This is a genomic window from Streptomyces tendae, assembly GCF_014650435.1.
GTDB lineage: Bacteria > Actinomycetota > Actinomycetes > Streptomycetales > Streptomycetaceae > Streptomyces > Streptomyces tendae.
This window is the reverse complement of the sequence record NZ_BMUY01000015.1, coordinates 111597-129281: the sequence shown is the minus strand read 5'-3', so window position 1 is coordinate 129281 and position 17685 is coordinate 111597. Positions and strand designations below refer to the sequence as shown.

The 17685-nt window shown below is 72.0% G+C and carries 19 protein-coding genes; 7 read left to right on the top strand and 12 right to left on the bottom strand.

Going from position 1 to position 17685, the window contains the following annotated elements; translation table 11 throughout:
* Positions 1-139: 139 nt before the first annotated feature.
* The 5 genes from IE258_RS32570 to IE258_RS32550 are packed head-to-tail and all read right to left on the bottom strand — an operon-like array spanning position 140 to position 4032.
* Positions 140-1489, bottom strand: a complete 1350-nt coding sequence (locus tag IE258_RS32570) for a cytochrome P450 (RefSeq protein WP_159328326.1) — start codon at positions 1487-1489, stop codon at positions 140-142.
* 15 nt (positions 1490-1504) lie between these two features.
* Positions 1505-2098 carry a GTP-binding protein gene (locus IE258_RS32565; protein ID WP_189749323.1) on the bottom strand — a complete coding sequence of 198 codons (594 nt, stop codon included), beginning with the start codon at positions 2096-2098 and terminating at the stop codon, positions 1505-1507.
* Positions 2073-2450 (bottom strand): DUF742 domain-containing protein, encoded by a 378-nt coding sequence (locus IE258_RS32560; RefSeq protein ID WP_127893396.1) that lies wholly within the window; start codon positions 2448-2450, stop codon positions 2073-2075. Before IE258_RS32560 ends, IE258_RS32565 begins: the two co-directional genes overlap by 26 nt.
* Positions 2447-2848 (bottom strand): roadblock/LC7 domain-containing protein, encoded by a 402-nt coding sequence (locus tag IE258_RS32555; protein ID WP_087811306.1) that lies wholly within the window; start codon positions 2846-2848, stop codon positions 2447-2449. Before IE258_RS32555 ends, IE258_RS32560 begins: the two co-directional genes overlap by 4 nt.
* The gene (locus tag IE258_RS32550) at positions 2845-4032 is read right to left on the bottom strand and encodes a sensor histidine kinase (RefSeq protein ID WP_164459524.1); all 1188 of its coding nucleotides are present in this window, start codon (positions 4030-4032) and stop codon (positions 2845-2847) included. The genes IE258_RS32555 and IE258_RS32550 overlap by 4 nt, the downstream gene beginning before the upstream one ends.
* A 335-nt stretch (positions 4033-4367) precedes the next feature.
* On the opposite strand from IE258_RS32550, the gene IE258_RS32545 reads away from it, so the two are divergent.
* The 3 genes from IE258_RS32545 (at position 4368) to IE258_RS32535 (ending at position 7198) form a co-directional block, all read left to right on the top strand.
* Entirely contained in the window at positions 4368-5120 is a 753-nt protein-coding gene (locus IE258_RS32545; protein ID WP_189749322.1) for a sulfite exporter TauE/SafE family protein, read from the top strand.
* A gap of 168 nt (positions 5121-5288) precedes the next feature.
* Complete coding sequence (locus IE258_RS32540) at positions 5289-6017, top strand: S1 family peptidase (RefSeq protein WP_189749321.1); 729 nt, start codon at positions 5289-5291, stop codon at positions 6015-6017.
* A 341-nt stretch (positions 6018-6358) separates the two neighbouring features.
* Positions 6359-7198 (top strand): ABC transporter ATP-binding protein, encoded by an 840-nt coding sequence (locus tag IE258_RS32535; protein ID WP_189749320.1) that lies wholly within the window; start codon positions 6359-6361, stop codon positions 7196-7198.
* Positions 7199-7389: 191 nt separating this feature from the next.
* Here IE258_RS32535 and rpfE read toward each other — a convergent pair whose 3' ends face one another.
* From rpfE to IE258_RS32520, 3 genes are all read right to left on the bottom strand, one after another.
* Positions 7390-7755 (bottom strand): resuscitation-promoting factor protein RpfE, encoded by a 366-nt coding sequence (gene rpfE / locus IE258_RS32530; protein WP_127893686.1) that lies wholly within the window; start codon positions 7753-7755, stop codon positions 7390-7392.
* A 96-nt stretch (positions 7756-7851) separates the two neighbouring features.
* A complete protein-coding gene (locus IE258_RS32525) occupies positions 7852-9324 on the bottom strand; it encodes a sialate:H+ symport family MFS transporter (protein ID WP_189749319.1) in 1473 nt (490 codons plus the stop codon).
* A 93-nt stretch (positions 9325-9417) separates the two neighbouring features.
* Positions 9418-10347, bottom strand: coding sequence for a dihydrodipicolinate synthase family protein (locus tag IE258_RS32520; RefSeq protein WP_189749318.1), 930 nt, complete (start codon positions 10345-10347; stop codon positions 9418-9420).
* A gap of 152 nt (positions 10348-10499) precedes the next feature.
* Between IE258_RS32520 and IE258_RS32515 the strand changes: the two genes are divergently transcribed.
* Positions 10500-11189 (top strand): FadR/GntR family transcriptional regulator, encoded by a 690-nt coding sequence (locus tag IE258_RS32515; protein ID WP_229892541.1) that lies wholly within the window; start codon positions 10500-10502, stop codon positions 11187-11189.
* A 103-nt stretch (positions 11190-11292) separates the two neighbouring features.
* Positions 11293-11784 carry a DUF5949 family protein gene (locus IE258_RS32510; RefSeq protein WP_189749315.1) on the top strand — a complete coding sequence of 164 codons (492 nt, stop codon included), beginning with the start codon at positions 11293-11295 and terminating at the stop codon, positions 11782-11784.
* Positions 11785-11826: 42 nt separating this feature from the next.
* Here the strand turns inward: IE258_RS32510 and IE258_RS32505 are convergent, their stop codons facing one another.
* Positions 11827-12363: a cysteine hydrolase family protein gene (locus tag IE258_RS32505; protein ID WP_127893682.1), complete on the bottom strand. Its 537-nt coding sequence runs from the start codon at positions 12361-12363 to the stop codon at positions 11827-11829.
* 74 nt (positions 12364-12437) lie between these two features.
* Positions 12438-13232 (bottom strand): restriction endonuclease, encoded by a 795-nt coding sequence (locus IE258_RS32500; RefSeq protein ID WP_189749313.1) that lies wholly within the window; start codon positions 13230-13232, stop codon positions 12438-12440.
* Between the two features lie 144 nt (positions 13233-13376).
* On the opposite strand from IE258_RS32500, the gene IE258_RS32495 reads away from it, so the two are divergent.
* Positions 13377-14447, top strand: coding sequence for a right-handed parallel beta-helix repeat-containing protein (locus IE258_RS32495; RefSeq protein ID WP_189749312.1), 1071 nt, complete (start codon positions 13377-13379; stop codon positions 14445-14447).
* Between the two features lie 64 nt (positions 14448-14511).
* Positions 14512-15540 (top strand): methyltransferase, encoded by a 1029-nt coding sequence (locus tag IE258_RS32490; protein ID WP_189749310.1) that lies wholly within the window; start codon positions 14512-14514, stop codon positions 15538-15540.
* Positions 15541-15618: 78 nt separating this feature from the next.
* Here the strand turns inward: IE258_RS32490 and IE258_RS32485 are convergent, their stop codons facing one another.
* Together IE258_RS32485 and IE258_RS32480 are read right to left on the bottom strand one after the other, a co-directional pair.
* A complete protein-coding gene (locus tag IE258_RS32485; RefSeq protein ID WP_189749309.1) occupies positions 15619-16815 on the bottom strand; it encodes a SchA/CurD-like domain-containing protein in 1197 nt (398 codons plus the stop codon).
* A gap of 152 nt (positions 16816-16967) precedes the next feature.
* Positions 16968-17648, bottom strand: coding sequence for a class F sortase (locus IE258_RS32480; protein ID WP_189749308.1), 681 nt, complete (start codon positions 17646-17648; stop codon positions 16968-16970).
* Positions 17649-17685: the final 37 nt, after the last annotated feature.

The following is a 17685-nucleotide window of genomic DNA, read 5'->3' as shown; positions in this document are numbered from 1 at the left end:
CGTCGGGAAAGTGGCGTTCGTGGATATGTGGTCCACGACACCTCCTTTGACTCGTAAGCAACTTGAATACCGCGTTGCTCACTACCCGTGCCGTTCGATCTTCATGCGAATGGTGCGGATTGGGAGGGTGTTGCGCACATCACCGTGTGAGCCAGTTGAGGAACTGGCTCCACATCCCCTTGTGTTCGGCCGGACGGGCCGGACCCGCGGGCTTCTCCTGCCCGGACGCCGCGCCGGCGGGCCCCGCTTCGCCGCGCCGTACGGGGCGTACCGGGGTGAACCGGGCCGGAAGCGTGGCCAGGGCCCGGTTGAAGGGGCCCGGACGCCACGTCAGGCTGTCCTCGGGGACGGCGAGTTCGACGTCGGGCAGTTCGTTCAGCAGGTGCTCGATGGCCGTGACCGTGATGTGCCGGGCCGGTTCCTTGGACGGGCAGGCGTGGGGCCCCGCGCTCCAGGCGAGGTGCGCGCGGTTGCTGCCCGCCTGGCGGGACGCCTTGAGGGCGGGGCCGGTGTTGGCGGCGGCGAAACTGACGAGCACGAGGTCGCCCGCCTGCAGCTGCTGGCCGGCCAGTTCCGTGTCGGCGGCCGGGTAGTGCGGGGCGAAGTTGGCCATGGGCGGGTTCTCCCACAGCGTGTCGTCGAGCGCCTCGTCGATCAGGCCGCCCTCGCGGGCGTACCGCTCGTGGGTCAGCAGCCGGTGCAGGGTGTTGCCGAGGAGGTTGCGCAGGGGTTCGGATCCCGCGCTGAGCAGCAGGGCGAGCTGGTGGACCATCTCCTCGTCGTCGAGCCGGGCCTCGTGCTGCATCAGCCAGGAGGTGACGTCGTCGCCGGGCTTGCGCCGCTTGAGCGCGACGAGTTCGCCCACGGCCTGGAAGAGCACCTCGGCGGCCTTCTCGGCGTTGACACCGTCGAACATGCCGGTGATGCCGAAGAGCACCCGGTCGCCGATGTCGGCGGGGCAGCCGAAGAGTTCGTTGAACACGAACAGCGGCAGCTGCTTGGCGTAGTCGCCGAGCAGGTCGGCCGAGCCGCGGGCGCCGAACTGGGAGACGAGGTAGCTGGAGATCTGCTCGGTGCTGCGGCTCAGCCGCCGGGTGTCCACCCGCGCCATGCTGTCGGTGACCGCCTGGCGCAGCCTGAGGTGGTCGGCCCCGTCGGCGAACATGCAGTTGGGCCGGTAGGCGAGCAGCGGGGCGACCGGGCTGTCCGGGCTGATCTTGCCCTCGTTGAAGGCCCGCCAGCGGCGCGCGTCCTTGCGGAAGCTGCCGGAGTCCTGCAGCAGCTGGAGCGCCGCCGCGTAGTCCGTGACCAGGGTCGCCTCGACGCCCGGGGCCAGTTCGACGGGGGCCGCGGCCCCGTAGTTGCGCAGGTACTCGTAGTACGCCTGCGGGTCGGCGGCGAACTCCGGCCCGTGCAGCGGCACCCGGGCGCCGGAGCCGTGGGCCGGGCAGCCCGGCGGGGGCACCGGGGCGGTGTCGTGGGCGTTCATGTCTGCTCCCAGCTCCTAGCGGGTGCGGTCCAGCAAGTAGCGGACGAGGGTGGTCAGTGCGGCGGCCGAGGACTTCTCGTCGCGGGCGTCGCAGGTGACGACGGGGGTGTCGTCGAGCAGGTCGAGCGCCTCGCGCAGCGCCCGCTCGTCGCGCAGCGGCGAGCCGTCGAAGTGGTTGACGGCGATGGCGTAGTCGAGGCCGTAGTGCTCGATGAGGTCGATCACGGGGAAGGAGTCCGCCAGCCGCTCCGGGTCGACCAGCACCAGCGCGCCGAGCGCGCCGCGCGCCATGTCCTCCCACATCTGCACGAAGCGCTGCTGGCCGGGGGTGCCGAAGAGGTAGAGCACGACGCGGTCGCTGATGGTCAGGCGGCCGAAGTCCATGGCGACCGTGGTGGTGGTCTTGCCCTGGACCCCCTTGAGGTCGTCGACCGACTCGGCGGCCTGCGTCATCGTCTCCTCGGTGGACAGCGGCTCGATCTCGGAGATGGAGCCGATGAGGGTGGTCTTGCCCACCGCGAAGTGTCCGACGACGAGGATCTTCACCGCCGTCTGGGTCGCTCCCCCGCGTACGTAGTCCCGCTCATCCAAACTTGGCGCGGAGCCCATTGAGCACCTCCTCCAGTATCTCCTTGTCCGCGAGGCGGGCGCGGGCCACCGGCGGGCGGGTCATGAGGTGTCCGCCCTCCATCAGGGAGGCCAGCAGGATCCGCACGACGCCCAGCGGGAACTGGGTGTGTCCGGCGATCTCGGCGACCGAGAGGTAGCCGGCGGAGCAGAGGTCGAGCAGGCTCTGCTCCTCGGGGGACAGCCGGGACGGCCGCTGCGGCTGACCGGCGGCGGCGGTGACCAGGGTGATGAGGGAGAGGTCACCGTCGTCGGGCAGGCCGCGCCCCTTGGTGATGACATACGGCCGCACTAATTCCGGCGCCTCGGACTGCCAGCCTTCCTGGCCGGTCATGAGTGGGCACCCAGGTTCTCGCGCGGCGGTGTCGTCAGCCGCTTGCCGAGCTGGGCGACGAGCTGCTGCATCCGGAAGGTGATGTCCGCCATGTCGACCTCGGGAGAGGCGGACACGCCGAGATAGGCGCCCTCGCCGGCGGAGATCAGGAACACCCAGCCGCCGTCGAACTCGACCAGGGTCTGCCGCCAGGTCTGGCTGGGGTCCTCACAGAAGAAGGCCAGGGTGCGACTGAGCGACTGCACGCCGCTCATCGCGGCGGCGACCCGGTCGGCGTCGTCCTTGTCGAAGTCCTGCGTCCGGGCCATCAGCAGGCCGTCGGCGGAGATCAGGACCGCGTGCAGGGCCCCGGGAATCTCCAGGGCGCTGTCGAGCATCCATGACAGATCGTCGTTCACGAGACCTCATGTCCTTCGCTGCTTGCACCAGGTGTGTCGCTGGTCCGGTCGGCACCGTCCGGACCAGCCGTTTCGGTGACCCGGCCGGACCGCGTTCCGCGCTGGAAGGCACCCATGACCTGTGCCTGCTCGGAGTCGGAGCGGCCCGCCGCGCGCGGGGCGGACGCGCTGCCGGGCACGATGGCCATCGGCCGCTTGCGGCGGCGCCGGGGCAGACCGTCGCCGGTCTCGGAGGACGCGAGCGCCGCGGCCTCCGGTCCCCCGGCGTCCGGGACCGGCCGGGCCGTGCCGCGCGCTGCCGGAGCGGGCGCCTTCTTCTCGGGCATGGCGGTGAGCAGTTCGTGCGGCAGCAGGACCACCGCCCGTACACCTCCGTAGGGCGAGGAGGAGTCCACCGACACCTCGAAGCCGAATCGTTCGCACAGCAGGCCGATGACGGCGAAGCCGAACTGCGGCGGGTTGCCGAGCCCGGCCACGCCCGAGGCGCGCTCGGTGGCGAGCAGCTTGTCGGCGCGGGCCCGTTCCTCGTCGCTCATGCCGACACCGGCGTCGTCGACGACGACGCAGATGCCCTTGGGCACGGTCCGGATGTTGATCTCCACGACCGTGTCCGGGCTCGAGTAGCTGGTGGCGTTGTCGAGCAGTTCGGCAAGGGCCAGGGCGACGGGCTCGACGGCCCGGCTGGTGATGCCGAAGTCGACCTGGGAGAGGATGTCCACCCGGCGGAAGTGCCGGATGCGGCCCTGGGCGCTGCGCACCACGTCGTAGACCGAGGCGGTGTCGCGCCGGCCGCCGAGCCAGCCGTCGCACAGCACGGCGATGGACTGGGCCCGCCGGCCGAACTGCGAGTTGGTGTGGTCGATCTCCAGCAGGTCCTGGAGGAGGGGCGAGTCGCCGTACTTGTTCTGCAGCCGCGAGAGCACCAGCTGCTGTTCGGCGGCGAGGCCCTGAAGGGTCCGCATCGCGGACTTCAGCACCGTCTTGGTCTCGTCCTCGGCCCGCTCCTGGGCGGCCTGTACGGACTTCCCGTAATCGTTCTCCAGCTCGGTGTAGTGATCCCTGAGCCCCTGGACCTGCTGCCGCAACGCCCGTGCCGCCCTGCGCTGGCGGCTGATGAGCACGGCGGCGGCGACGAGGGCGACGAGGGCGACCCAGAGCAATGGGTTCCCTGTGTATTCCGTCATAAGACTCTCTTCAGGCGACTGACAGCCGGCTTGCTGAATTACCGTCCGTGCGGGCGGCCCGGTGGAGTGCCCGCACCGGGGGTAGCTGCCCGGGCTGCCCCATACGTCGGGGATGCCGTCTTTCACCCATCCGCCCGCTCCGCAAACGCGGTGATCGTATCACCGCATGATCAGGTGAATTCACGTCAAGAAGCGCCCAGAGGTGACCGGTTGGGACCAGCGGACACGCCGTCCGGGGCGGTGGGTACAGTCGGCCCCGTGAAAGATGCACGAGACACCTTCCGGCCGGCGGGCCGGGGCCCGGCGCCGGGCGGCACGGGGTGACACCGGAGGCCATGGCCGCGGTGTTCGCGGCGGGCGTCGGGGCCGGTGCCATCAACAGCGTCGTGGGCTCCGGCACCCTGATCACCTTTCCGGTCCTGCTGGCCACCGGGCTGCCGCCGGTCACCGCGACCGTCTCCAACGCGCTCGGCCTCATCCCCGGCTCCATCAGCGGAGCCATCGGCTACCGCCAGGAACTGCGCGGGCAGGGAAGACGCGTCCTGAAGCTGGGCTCCGGAGCGCTGCTGGGCGGTCTCGCGGGTGCCGCGCTCCTGCTGACGCTGCCCGCCGACGCCTTCGAGACGATCGTGCCGGTCCTGGTGGGCCTCGCCCTGCTCCTCGTGGCGTTCCAGCCGCAGATCGGCAGGCTGGTCCAGCGCCGCCGGGCCCGCAACGGCACCTCCCCCCGCCGCGACGGCGGCCCGCTGCTCTTCACCGGCCTGACGCTGGCCAGCGTCTACGGCGGCTACTTCACCGCGGCCCAGGGGATCATCTACCTGTCCCTGATGGGCATGCTGATGGACGAACCCCTGCAGCGGCTCAACGCGGTCAAGAACGTCCTCGCCGCCGTCGTCAACACCGTCGCCGCGCTCTTCTTCCTCTTCGCCGCGGACTTCGAGTGGACCGCCGTGGGGCTCCTCGCGGTCGGCTCGGGCCTCGGCGGCTACGTCGGCGCCAAGGTGGGCCGCCGCTTCAGCCCCGCGGTGCTGCGGGCCCTGGTCGTGACGGTCGGCACGGTCGCCCTCGTGCAACTGCTGCTCCGCTAGCACCGCGCCGGACGCCCACGGCGGGTGGGCGACCAGGTCCCGTCCCTCCGGCATAACGCCGCGTTATGCGAAGCCGGGATTGCCCGGGCGGTGCCCGGGTCCGACATGCTGTGGGGCGCCCCCACACACCTGCACGCGCCCCGCGCGTGTCGTCGGAATCGAGGAGCCTTGCGAACAACGAGACTCGTCCCCGCCCTGCTGGCCGCGCTCGTGGCCGCGCTGCTGTCCGCCCTCGCGCTCGCGCCGTCCGCCTCGGCGGTGGAGCCCCGGCCCGGTGACGGCGGCCCCCAGCCGATCATCGGCGGCGGCTATGCGCAGAACGCGCCCTGGGCGGCCAGGCTGTTCTCCAACGGACAGCAGACCTGCACCTCGACCATCATCTCCCCCACCTGGATCCTCACCGCCAAGCACTGCGTCAGCGGCGGCAACCTGTCCTTCCGGATCGGGAGCCTCGACCAGGGCTCGGGCGGCACGGTGGCGAACGGCGTCCAGACGGTCACCAGTTCCTCGGCGGACCTCGCGCTGGTCCGGCTCGACCGCTCCGTATCGGCCTCCTACGCGCAGCTCGGCCAGCCGGGCACGGTCCGGGTCGGCCAGAGCGTGCAGGTCTACGGCTGGGGCGCGACCTCCCGGTGCGGCTCGGAGATCAACTGCCAGTCCCAGTACCTCAAGGTCGCCAACCTGAGCGTGACGCGCGGGTGCTACGACGCCTACTACGGTCAGGCGATATGCGCCCGGCCCGGCGACGGCATCACCGCGGGCGGCGACTCCGGCGGTCCGATGATGGCCGGCGGCGTCCAGGTGGGCGTCGCCTCGACCAGCGACCGGCAGACCACCACGGCCTACACCAACGTCACCGCGTACCGCTCCTGGATCCAGTCGGTGGCGGGCGTCTGACGCCTCCCGCCCTCCGGCGCCCGTCCTGCGCCTGCCCCGTCACCGCGGAGGCAGGCGCAGGACCCCGTGCTCGTCCCGGAGGTCCGTGAGGACCCGCACGACCTCGGCGTCCCGGCCCTGCGGGTTCGAGGGGCCGACGTCCCACGGCTCCTCCTGTCGTGGCCCCTTGGACGGCACCACGACAGGAGCCGGGCCCGGCCCCGTGGATGAGTACGCGGGCTCATCCACGCCCTGAGTGCCGCCACCCGTCGTCCAGGAAGCGGACGCCCCGGCAGGCGCGTGGTGAGTACATCTAGTGTTCGCGGTGACCGAGACGTACCCCCGTGTGAAGGAGTCACGGCATGACCGCGCAGACAGCCAGCTCCCAGGCCGACGCGAACGGGGCGGCCGTGCTCCGGCTCCGGGGCGTGGGGGTGCGCCGCTTCACCACGGACCAGCTGATCCTCGACGGCGTCGACTGGACGGTCCGGCCGGGCGAGCACTGGGCGCTGCTGGGGGCCAACGGTGCCGGGAAGACCACCCTGCTGCGGCTGCTCGGCGCGGTGATGCACCCCACGACGGGCACGGTCGAGGTGCTCGGCAGCCGGCTCGGCCGGGTGGACGTGCGTGAACTGCGGGCGCGGATCGGCCACGTCAACTCCGCTCAGCGGGTGCCCCAGGACCTGACCGCCCACGCGGTGGTGCTCACCGGCCACAGCGGCACCGTGCAGCCCCTGTGGCGGACCTACGACGAGGAGGTCCGGCTGCGCGCCCGGGACCTCCTGACCGAACTCGGCGTCAAGGAGCTGGCCGACCGGCCGTACGGGGTCTGCTCGGGCGGGCAGCGGGCGCGGGTCCTGATCGCCCGGGCGCTGATGGCCGATCCGGCGCTGCTGCTCCTGGACGAGCCGTTCAACGCCCTGGACCTGCCCTCCCGCGAGGACCTGGTCGAGGCGATGCACCAACTGGCCGAGGGCAGGCCGCGGCTGGCCACCGTGACGGTCACCCACCACCTGGAGGAGCTGTTCCCGGCCGTCAGCCACGCCCTGCTGCTGCGCGAGGGCCGGGTCCTGTCCCGGGGCGCGGTCGACGAGGTCCTGACCGACTCCCGGCTGACCGCCTGCTTCGGCCGGGACATCACGGTCGCCCGGCGCGACGGCCGCTGGTCGGCCTACTCGGGCAGCCGCGTTTCGGGAACCTGACGCGTCCATGGGGGCGAGGGCGGCCCCGGGCGTATCGGCGTGCGCGACGTCCGGGGCCGCCGCTCGGCTCCCCCGCCCGGGACTGCCCGTCCGCCGCCCGGCGGAAACCGGACGCACGGTCACCGACGCCAGGTGCACGCCCACGGGTTACCCCGGTCAACTCCGCGTGGACGAGGGGCCCGGGGCAGCGGTCAGGCGCAGCCCCAGGCGGACATCCCCTGCAGCCGGGCCAGGCGTTCGGCCACGGCGATCTGCTCGGCGCGGGTGGCGAGATCCGCGCGCGGGGCGTACTTGAGGCCGCCCGCGGCGATCCAGCTGGACCGCGCGAACTGCAGCCCGCCGTAGTAGCCGTTGCCGGTGTTGGCCTGCCAGTTGCCGCTGGACTCGCACGCGGCGATGGCGTCCCAATCGGTGCGCAGCGGCACCGACGGCGCGGCGACCGCCTCGCCGGTCGCGCCGAGTGCGGTCGCGGCGACCAGGGTCACCGCGGCGGTGCGGATCCTGCGGCCACGCGCACCGCGCACGTCACCCCGGCGATCATTTCGTCTACTGATCATACAAAGACTGTTACACCAGGTGACCGCCCGCCGCCGCACCGGCAGGCGCGTGTTGGGCCAGTCGGAGCAGGCGTCCGCCCCCGCCCGTGGCCGGTTTCACGGCGTCGACCGTATGCGCCCCGCGGCGTCCGGCACCGCCGCCTCGGCGGCGAGGTAGTCCGGCACCGCCTCCTTGTCGAGGAGCCGGTTGAGCCGGCTCGGGACGTCGAAGCCGATCAGCAGGATCACCACGAGGGTCAGCGAGAAGGTGAGCACGGCGAGCGACTGGCCCAGGGACATGGTCGACGCCAGCCGGGCACCGAGCACCGGGGCGACGGCGCCGCCCAGCGCGCCGACGTTGTAGGTGAAGCCGAGGGACGCGGCCCGGGTCTCGGTCGGGAAGTGCCCGGCGATGTACTTGGGCAGCAGCCCGGAGATGCCCTGCATGCAGGCGAGCATCAGGAACAGCAGGATGCCCAGCTGGAGTTGGCTGTCCCGGATGGCGAAGACGGGGAAGACGAAGGCGATGCCCACCACCAGGGTGCAGGCGTACGCCCTGCGGGTGCCGAACCGGTCGCCGATGAAGCCGGTGACGATGCAGCCCGCCATCGTGCCGAACCCGGCGTAGTAGAGCGCGTCGCTGACCTGCGCCGGGCTGAAGCCCAGCTCGGTCTTGAGGTAGGTGGGCAGCAGTGCCTGGACCGGCCAGCTGTAGAGGAAGGCGCAGAAGACGGTGACGCAGAGCGCGACGAACAGCACCCACCGCCTGCGGCCGCCCAGTTGCACCGCGAAGGCGACCAGGCAGGCCGTCGCCAGGACGGACAGGACGGGCACGGCGCCCGCACCGAGCGGGGTGAACACCGCGAAGAGCGAGCCGGTCGCGACGACCGTGAGGACCGTGTTGACCGTCGCCCGGCGGCGGTCCGCGAACAGCGGCCGGAAGGGGTTGGGCCGTTCGCCGGTCGCGCCGACCCGGGCCTCCCAGTCGTCGGCCTCGGGCAGCGCCCGGCGCACCCACAGGGCGACGACGACGGGGAACAGGCCGATGTAGAACAGCCAGCGCCAGCCGTGCCCCGGCACCACGTGCTCGTAGACCTCGGCCGCCAGGACGCCGCCCAGCGAGAAGCCGGAGATGAGGAAGCCGGAGGCGCGGTTGCGCAGCCGGGCGGGCCAGCTCTCCAGTACGTAGGTGGCGCTGGCGCTGTACTCGCCGGCCATGCCCATGCCGATGAGCAGGCGGGCGGTGAACAGGCTGGTGTAGTCCCAGGCGAAGCCGCAGGCGAAGGTGCCCACCGAGTAGAGCAGGATGCTGGCCACCATGGCGCTCTTGCGGCCGAACCGGTCGCCGAGCGCGCCGAGCACCGCGCCGCCGAGCCAGCGGGTGATGAAGGCTCCGGAGACGAGACTGGCGGACTCGACGGTCGACAGTCCGAAGTCGTCGGCGATCTCGGTCAGCACGAGGGTGATGAGGACGAAGTCGAAGCCGTCCAGGAGGTAGCCGATCCAGGCGGCGAAGAAGGACTTCCACTTCTCCCGGGTGATCTCGCGGTACCAGGGCGGGGTGGTCGGGGTGGTGCGCGCAGATGACATGGCGATCCTATGCGGGTGGGGAAAGACGCGCGTCGGGGCGTGGCCAGGGGCGGACGGGACCGGGTCCGGTGGGCACCGGCCCGGCCCCGGGGGTCACAGGAGTCCGGCCTCGGTGAGCCGGGCGCGGACCCGGGCCACGGCCGGCGCGTCGAGCGGAACCTGCGGTGCGGCGGTGGCCGGGCAGTCGATGAGGCCCAGCAGGTGGGCGGCGGCCTTGAAGGCGCCGAGGGCGCTGGAGCTGCCGCCCATCAGCGCGGAGTCGCCCGCGTCGGTCAGGTCGAACAGGGCGGCGAGCCGGTCCTGTTCGGCCCGGGCCGCGGCCCAGTCACCGGCCCGGGCGGCCTCGTAGAGGCGTACGTAGCCGTGGGCGTCGACGTTGCCGAGGCCGGGCACGACGCCGTCGGCGCCGGCCAGCAGCGCCCCGTCGACGGTGAGTTCGGAGCCGGTGAGCACGGTGAAGCCCGGGGTGCGGCGGCGCAGTGCGACCAGCAGACGGCGCAGGGAGCCCTCGTCCCCACTGGAGTCCTTGAGTCCGGCGAGGGTGCCGTCGCCGGCCAGGTCGAGGACCACGTCGCGGGGCAGCTTGGTGTGCACGGCGTTCGGGATGTCGTAGGCGAACAGCGGCAGGCCGGCGCCCTCGCGCACCCGCCGGAAGTGGTCGGCGATCTCCACGGGGTGGGTGCGGGTGTAGAAGGGCGCGGTGGCCACGAGTGCGTCGGCGCCGGCCCGGACCGCGTCGGCCGCACGGTCGAGGACCCGCGCCGTGGTGGTGTCGATGATCCCGGCGAGGACGGGGACGCGGCCCGCGGCGGCGTCCACGGCACTCTCCAGCGCGGTCAGCCGCTGGGCGTCGGTGAGGTAGGCGGCCTCGCCGCTGGACCCCAGCAGGAACAGGCCGTGCACACCGGACGTGATCAGGTGCTCGGTGAGCCGGCGCACCGAGGCGGTGTCGACCTCCCCCTTCGGGGTGAGGGGGGTGATGACCGGGGGGACGACGCCGCTCAGCGGCGTGGGGATGGGCATGCGGTACTCCAGGTCGTGCTGTGCTCGTCCCGGGGCCGCGGCGGGCAGCAGCACGCAGAGGCCCTGGTTACGGGGGACGTAGGATGTCCCACGTCCTGTTAGAGTGACACATGGCAGAGCAGGGGATGTCAAGGGTCGAGAGGGGACGTCACATGGGCTCGGTCGCCGCCGACGCCGAGGAGCGCGTCAAGGAGCTGATCGTCGAACAGGGCCTCGGCCCCGGCGACCCGCTGCCCACCGAGACCGAGCTGATGGAGCGGTTCGGCGTCAGCCGCAACTCGCTGCGCGAGGCGCTCAAGTCCCTCCAGGCCATGCACATCGTCGAGATCCGCCGCGGCTTCGGCACCTACGTCGGGACCATGTCGCTGGAGCCGATGACCGAGGCCATGGCGTTCCGCACGGTGGTCGGGCACCGCCGCGGCCAGGGCAGCCTGCTGGAGCTGCTGCAACTGCGCGAGGCCCTGGAGGCCGGACTCATGTACCAGCTCGCCGGGCGACTGCCCGACGAGGACCTGGCCGAGCTGGACGCGCTCGTGGAGCGGATGCACACGGAGGTGCGCGAGGGGGGCGAGATCGCGTCCCGCACCGACCGCGCCTTCCACCGGGTACTGCACCGTTCGCTCGACAACGACCTGCTCAGCGAGCTGCTCGACGCCTTCTGGAGCGCCTTCCACCGGGTGCGCGCCCAGGCACGAGGGCTCGGCTCGGCGGCCGACGGCGAGGAACTGGCCCGGATGCACGCCCGGATCGTCGAGGCCGTGCGGGCCGGTGACGCGGAGGCCGCGGAGAGGGCCGTCCACCGGCACTTCGACGACATCCGCGGGCGGCTGTCGCAGCACTGACCGGTCGGCGGGCGCCCCTCGTTCGTGTGAAAAGGCGCCAGGGTGTCGTCCAGTCGGGTGACGGCCGGGCGGGTGCGTCGCCGCGCGCGCTTACCGTTTCGCGGTGACCTCGATCTCCACTGACCCGCGCCCCCTGCGAACCGCCGACCTCGGCACCCTCGTCATCATGTCCTGGAGCCGTGAGACGCCCGACGGCGACGTCCCCTTCCTGCTCGCGTGCTCCCTCGGCGACGGGGAGGGCGGCCCTGAGGCCACCCCGGCCGCCGTCGAGGGGCTGCTGAGCCGCTCCGGGCTCGCGGTGGGCGGCGACACCGTCCTCGACGCCACCGTCCTGCCCGCCCTGCCGATCGGCCTGCTCGTCGTACCGGGCGCGGCGGCCCTCACCATGCCCGGGGTCAACGCCCAGTTCGCGCCCACCGCCGAGTGGCGGGCGGCGGTCGACCGGCGGGGGTACGCCTGCCTCATCTTCGCCACGCGCCCCTGGTCCGGCGGCGAGCCGGGCGACGGTGCGGCGGTGGCCGCCTTCGCCAACCACGAGGACACGCTCTCCACGGCGGCCCAGGTCGTCCTGCCCGTGCGCACTCTGCGCGGCTGACACCGGGCGCGCGCCCGGGCCCCGGCGCGGCGGCGGGCCGGCTCACGTCCACAACTCGCCGCTGTCGCACACCCGGGCGCCCATGTTCCGTTCCATCATGCGCAGCGCCGCGTCCGCCAAATCGGCGTGGATGTGGGCGACCGCGTCTCGCGGCACGATGACCTGCAGATGGCGGATGTGGGCGTCCAGCGCCGAGTAGAGCACGCACTGCTCGGTGACCTGCCCGCACAGCACGAGCCGGTCGATTCCCTGCTGGTGCAGCAGATAGGTCAGCGGGGTCTCGAAGAACACCGAGTGGCGCGCCTTGACCACGAAGAGGGAGGAGTCGTCGGGCTTCAGCGGCTCGACGAGCCGGGAGTGCGGCCCGGAGAGGGCCTTGTCGAGGATCTCGCCGTGGTGCGAGCGCCACTCCCCGAAGTTGTCGTTGACGTAGATCACGGGGACGCCCTGCCGCCGCGCCCGGTCCAGCAGGCCGGTCACGTTCGGCAGCACGGACTCCACGGCGGGGATCAGGAACTCGGCGTCCTCGTGGTCGTAGGTGTTGATCATGTCGATGACGATCAGCGCGGTCTTGCCCATGCGGCCCAGGTTGCCATCGGACGGCGGCGAAACCACTCTCCACCCGCCGACCGCAGGTCGGTGGGCCGCCCGGCTCACCACAAGGCCCGCTCGGGCGGCTCCGTCCCGTCCCCCTCGGGCGGAAGCTGCTCCCAGGGCGCCGGCCCCCCACCCTCGCACCAGTCGCGCAGCCGCTCCTCGTTCACGCAGACTATGCCGCACCACTCGGCGTAGTCGGCGGCCGGTGCGGTGAAGTCGCTGCTGGTGACGAGGACCGCCACGTCGGCCCCGTGCACGGTGAAGCAGGTGCCGCCGAAGCGCTGGAGGTCCTGGGAGCCGACCTTGTTGTCGTCGCCGTAGCGCTTGCACTGGATGACGACCCGCCGGCCGTCGGGAGCCGTCGCCAGCACGTCGGCGCCGAGATCGCCCGCTCCGCCCACCACCTCGACCTCGGTGCAGCCGTCACGCCGGCACAGGTCCGCTATCGCCTCCTCGAACTCGTCGGGGCTGAGCTCCTCGTGCTCGGTGCGGACCACCGCGGTGGCCTCCTCGGGGCACGCGTGCTCCGCCTCTTCCACCGCGCGTCCCTGCCCCAGTTCGTCCAGCGCCGTCGCCGTGGCCGCGGCCACGGCGTCCGTGGTACGAACGGCCGCCCGCGCGGCGGCGCCCCGGCTCCGCGCGTTCCGGGCCAGGAGGACGGCCGCGACCGCCCCGAGTACCAGGACGAAGACCCAGGCCGGCCGCCGCTGCGCCACGTCGAACGCCATGCGCACGACCCATCCCGTCAGGACCAGGGCGACGGCGGCGAGGCCGAACGTCACGGTCGTCGCCCGGAGGTCGAAGCGATGCCTCACACGTCCGCCGCGGACACGGCGTTCAGACACGGTCACGTTGGTCGTTCCTTCCCGGGTGGCCGACATGAAGATCACGTGGACCTTGTGCCCAGGAACCACCCGTTCAGCGTCCGTTCATGACACGCCGTCGGATGGCTCATCCAAGCCATCGGGGAATATGTCCGGCATACCTTTCGGAATATGAAGAAATGCCATGTCGTGTACCTGGTGTGCACCGCAGCCATGATCGGGACGGGGCTCGGCGCGGCCCCGGCGTCGTCCGTCCCCAGGACCCACCTGGTCCACCCGGGAGAATCGATCCAGAAGGCGGTGGACGCCGCCAAGCCGGGCGACACCGTGCTCGTCACCACCGGCAGCTATCACGAGAGCGTGAAGGTGAGCACCCCCGGGCTCACCCTGCGGGGCATGGGCCGCAGCACGGTCATCAGGCCCAGCACCGAGAAGGCGGCCGACAACACGTGTGCCGAGGGCGGCAACGGCATCTGCGTGATCGGGACCAAGGACGAGAACGTCAAGGGGATCACCGTCTCCGACCTGACGGTGACCGGGTTCACCCGTACCGGCGTGTTCTCGATGGCCACCGACGGGCTGACGGTCCGGAACGTGAACGCGGTGAAGAACGGCGTCTGGGGCATCGCCCAGGAACGGTCGGTCCACGGCATCATCCGCGGCAACACCGCCCGTGACAACGGCGACGCGGGGATCTTCCTCGCCAACAACATCAAGGCCGAGGAAGGCGCCGCCGACACCGAGGGCACGGAGGTCGCGCACAACCGGCTCGAGGGCAACCGCATCGGCGTCACCGTCCGGCGGCTGCGCAACCTCGCCGTCGCGGACAACCACATCACCGGCAACTGCGCGGGCGTCTTCGTCGTCGGCGACGAGAACAAGCCCAAGGCCGGCGACCTGGTCGTGCGCGACAACCACGTCGTGCGCAACAACAAGTCCTGCCCGAAGACCGACCGGCTGGAGGCCCTTCAGGGCTCCGGCATCGTCCTGACCGGTGTCGAGAAGGTCCTGGTCGCCGACAACACGGTCGAGGGCAACTCGGGCAAGTCGTCGATGTCGGGCGGCATCGTCCTGGCCTCGAGCATGGTGGGCACCGCCAACGCGAAGAACGAGGTCAACGGCAACCGGCTGAGCCGGAACTCCCCCGCCGACCTGGTCAACGCCGGGACCGGCGACACCGGCAAGAGCAACACCTTCACCGGCAACACCTGCGGCGCCTCCAAGCCCGCGGGCCTGTGCTGAGCCGGCCGTAACCACCCGTGGACCGAAGAAGGCCCATGGACCGAAGAAGGAAGGAAAGCGGCACATGACGACCGCACAGACTGCCCCACCCCCGCCCATGCGGCTGCGGGAGCTCGTGTTCGGGGCGGCATGTGCCGCCGCCCTCCGCGCGGCCGCACGGCTGGGCGTCGCCGACGCGCTCGGCGACACCCCCACGGCCGTGGAGGACCTCGCGGCCGCGGTGAAGACCGAGCCCAAGCCGCTGCGCCGGCTGCTGCGCGCCCTGACCTGCTACGGCGTCTTCACCGAGCACAAGAACGGGACGTTCGCGCACACCGACATGTCCCGGCTGCTGCGCGAGGACGACCCGCACAGCCTGCGCAACATCACCCTGTGGTGCACCGAACCGTGGACCTGGGACGCCTGGCCCCTGCTCGACGAGGCGGTGCGCACCGGCTCCAACGTCGTCGAGGGCCTGTACGGCAAGGAGTTCTTCACCTACCTCAACGAGGACGCGCCGCAGTCGGCCGAGGTCTTCAACCGCGCCATGACGACGTCCAGCCGGCAGTCCGCCCAGGACGTCGCAGCCCTCCTCGACCTGTCGGCCAGCACCTCGGTCGCCGACATCGGCGGCGGCCAGGGCCATGTCGTGGCGAGCCTGCTGGAGAAGTACCCGGCCATGCGGGGCACCCTGCTCGACCTGCCGCGGGTGGTGGAGAACGCCGACCCCAGGCTGCGCGAGGGCGGTGCGCTCGCGGACCGGGTCAGCATCGTGCCGGGCGACTGCCGCGAGGCCATCCCGGTGCGGGCCGACGTGTACGTCATCAAGAACATCCTGGAGTGGGACGACGACAGCACCGCCCGCGCGCTGCGCAACGTCATGGCGGCCGGCGGTCCGGGCGCCCGGGTCGTCGTCATCGAGAACCTCGTCGACGACACCCCGTCGATGCGGTTCAGCACCGCCATGGACCTGCTGCTGCTCCTCAACGTCGGCGGTGCCAAGCACACCACCGACAGCATGGTCGGCCGGCTGACCGACGCGGGTCTCGTCATCGACGACATCCGCCCGGTCAACCCGTACCTGCACGCCTTCGACTGCACCGTGCCCGAGTGAGCGACCCGCGGACGCACACGCGTCGGCCGCCGGACCGCCACTGGGCGGTGCGGCGGCCGACGCGTGGGTGCGGGCCGTTCAGGCGTCCGGCGCGCGCCGGTCGGTGACCAGCTCCATCCGGGCGCCCTCCAGCGCACGGACCAGTCCGCCGCCGGTCGGGGAACCGGCGTCCGTGAAGCCGTCCAGCAGGGACGTCAGCTCGGACACCCGCTCGGCGTCCGGAAGGCCGAGGGTCACCGCGGGATCGCCCTCGTGCAGGTCGCCCCGTACGTCGACCAGCCGGACCACGACGTCGTCGCGCTGGAAGATGGTGCTGCACCGGACGGAGCTGCGCGGATCCCTGGCCGCCGCCTCGTCGTGCTCGGCGAGCAGTTGGGCCAGCCGCATGCCGCAGCCCGGCCGGGCCGGGTACGACAGCGCGTGCCGCTGCGCCTCGCCCCGCTGCTCGCCCGCGGTCACGTGGTGGACGGCCGGCAGCGCCGCCCGCGTGTAGAACACCCGGGCGGACTCCGGGTCGCCGAGGTCCCGGTCCTGTTCGAGATACGGGTTGATGGCCTCCTCGACGGCGCGCACCTCGGGCTGTTCGGCCACGTGCCGCAGGGCCGCCAGCAGGTCGCCCCGCACCTCGATGGCCCGCACCACCCGGTTTCCGTGCAGGAACAGGGACGTACGGCACAGGCGCGTGGTGTCGTCGACCCGCGGTTCGGGCGAGGCGTAGTCGGCCAGGATCTTACCGACCGCCTCCTCGCTGCCCGGCTTCACCGTGAAGGTCAGCGCGTGCCGGATGACGCCGTCGCCGACGCGGGGCTCGGCCTGCAGTCCGCCCCGGGTGTGATCGGCACCGGTCGCCGGGCGGCCGGTCTCGCGGACCACGTGGAAGCGGAGCGACCTGGTGTCCCGCACGCAGCTGTGCAGCGGCTTGACCATCCGCACGTGCTCCTCGCTGCTCACCCAGTTCAGGAACGGCGGCGCGCTCTCCCACTCGCTGGTGATCAGCCACTGGGAGGGGTTCTCGATGGACTGGCACAGCTGCTCGCCGATGTGCCCGGGGACGGACTCGACGTGGCTGCGCAGGTTCTCGTACGTCTCGAGGAACTGCTGCTGGGCTCCGTCGTAGACCTCCACCAGCAGGACGACCCGCAGGCGGGAGCCGTCGAACACGGACTGGGAGACCTGGTGCGACAGCTGTCGCGTCAGCGGTTCGGAGGCGACCCGCTCGGAGGCCATCGGTTCGGAAGCCATCGGTTCGGAGGCAGGGGTGGACGTGGTGCTCATCTGGCGCACATCTCCTTCGCGGGGGCGGAACTGAACGTCGGCCGCGGTGATGCGACGCCGGCTTGCCTCGATCCTGTGCCCGGCCCCGAGGGCGCGCGACCGGTGTGCACTGCGCGGGTGACCGGTGCCGCGGACGGCCGGTGGACGCGGCCTCAGTCGAGGTGCGCGAAGACGACCAGGTTGTCCGTGTAGTCCTTGGCCTTGCGGTCGTAGTCGCCCGCGCAGGTGATCAGCCGCACCTCGGACCGGTCGGCGTCGCCGTAGACGCGGTCGCTCGGGAACTCGTCCTTGGCGAAGGTCTCCAGATCGTCGACCACGAAGGTCGCCGTCCGCCCGTCCGCGCGCTCGACCCGGAACTTGTCGCCCTTGTCGAGCTGGTCGAGGCGGGCGAAGACGGCGGGCGACGTCTTCGTGTCCACGTGCCCGGCGATGATCGCGGTTCCCTTCTCGCCCGGGGAGACGCCCTTGGCGTACCAGCCGACGAGGTTGGTGTCGGCGGCCGGCGGCGGCTGCAGCTGCCCCTTGTCGCCGATGGCGAGGTCGGTGAAGGGGGCGTCGACCGAGATCTCGGGGATCAGCAGGCGCACCGGTTTCGACCGGGGCAGGGTGGATCCCGCCGCGCCGGTCGCGGGCGGGGCGGACGAGGCGGTCGTGCCGGGGTGGGCGGGCAGCGGGGGGCGGGCGGAGTCGGCGGACGTGTCGTTGCCGCCGACCAGGCTCACCGCGAGGATCAGCAGGGCCACGGCGCAGAGCACCATCAGGCCGGAGCGGGAACCCTGCCCGGTCGTCGTCTCGTCGTCGGCCGGGGCGGGGGCGGAAGGGGGGACTTGCATCGGGGACGACCTCACTGGGGCACGGCGGCAGGGCGGA

Bases quoted from the DNA above. Each gene is read 5' to 3' on its own strand.
- IE258_RS32570 (WP_159328326.1), bottom strand. From the start codon at position 1,489: ATGAACGCCCACGACACCGCCCCGGTGCCCCCGCCGGGCTGCCCGGCC.
- IE258_RS32565 (WP_189749323.1), bottom strand. From the start codon at position 2,098: ATGGGCTCCGCGCCAAGTTTGGATGAGCGGGACTACGTACGCGGGGGA.
- IE258_RS32560 (WP_127893396.1), bottom strand. From the start codon at position 2,450: ATGACCGGCCAGGAAGGCTGGCAGTCCGAGGCGCCGGAATTAGTGCGG.
- IE258_RS32550 (WP_164459524.1), bottom strand. From the start codon at position 4,032: ATGACGGAATACACAGGGAACCCATTGCTCTGGGTCGCCCTCGTCGCC.
- IE258_RS32545 (WP_189749322.1), top strand. From the start codon at position 4,368: ATGGCCGCGGTGTTCGCGGCGGGCGTCGGGGCCGGTGCCATCAACAGC.
- IE258_RS32535 (WP_189749320.1), top strand. From the start codon at position 6,359: ATGACCGCGCAGACAGCCAGCTCCCAGGCCGACGCGAACGGGGCGGCC.
- rpfE (WP_127893686.1), bottom strand. From the start codon at position 7,755: ATGATCAGTAGACGAAATGATCGCCGGGGTGACGTGCGCGGTGCGCGT.
- IE258_RS32525 (WP_189749319.1), bottom strand. From the start codon at position 9,324: ATGTCATCTGCGCGCACCACCCCGACCACCCCGCCCTGGTACCGCGAG.
- IE258_RS32520 (WP_189749318.1), bottom strand. From the start codon at position 10,347: ATGCCCATCCCCACGCCGCTGAGCGGCGTCGTCCCCCCGGTCATCACC.
- IE258_RS32515 (WP_229892541.1), top strand. From the start codon at position 10,500: ATGGGCTCGGTCGCCGCCGACGCCGAGGAGCGCGTCAAGGAGCTGATC.
- IE258_RS32505 (WP_127893682.1), bottom strand. From the start codon at position 12,363: ATGGGCAAGACCGCGCTGATCGTCATCGACATGATCAACACCTACGAC.
- IE258_RS32495 (WP_189749312.1), top strand. From the start codon at position 13,377: ATGAAGAAATGCCATGTCGTGTACCTGGTGTGCACCGCAGCCATGATC.
- IE258_RS32490 (WP_189749310.1), top strand. From the start codon at position 14,512: ATGACGACCGCACAGACTGCCCCACCCCCGCCCATGCGGCTGCGGGAG.
- IE258_RS32485 (WP_189749309.1), bottom strand. From the start codon at position 16,815: ATGAGCACCACGTCCACCCCTGCCTCCGAACCGATGGCTTCCGAACCG.
- IE258_RS32480 (WP_189749308.1), bottom strand. From the start codon at position 17,648: ATGCAAGTCCCCCCTTCCGCCCCCGCCCCGGCCGACGACGAGACGACG.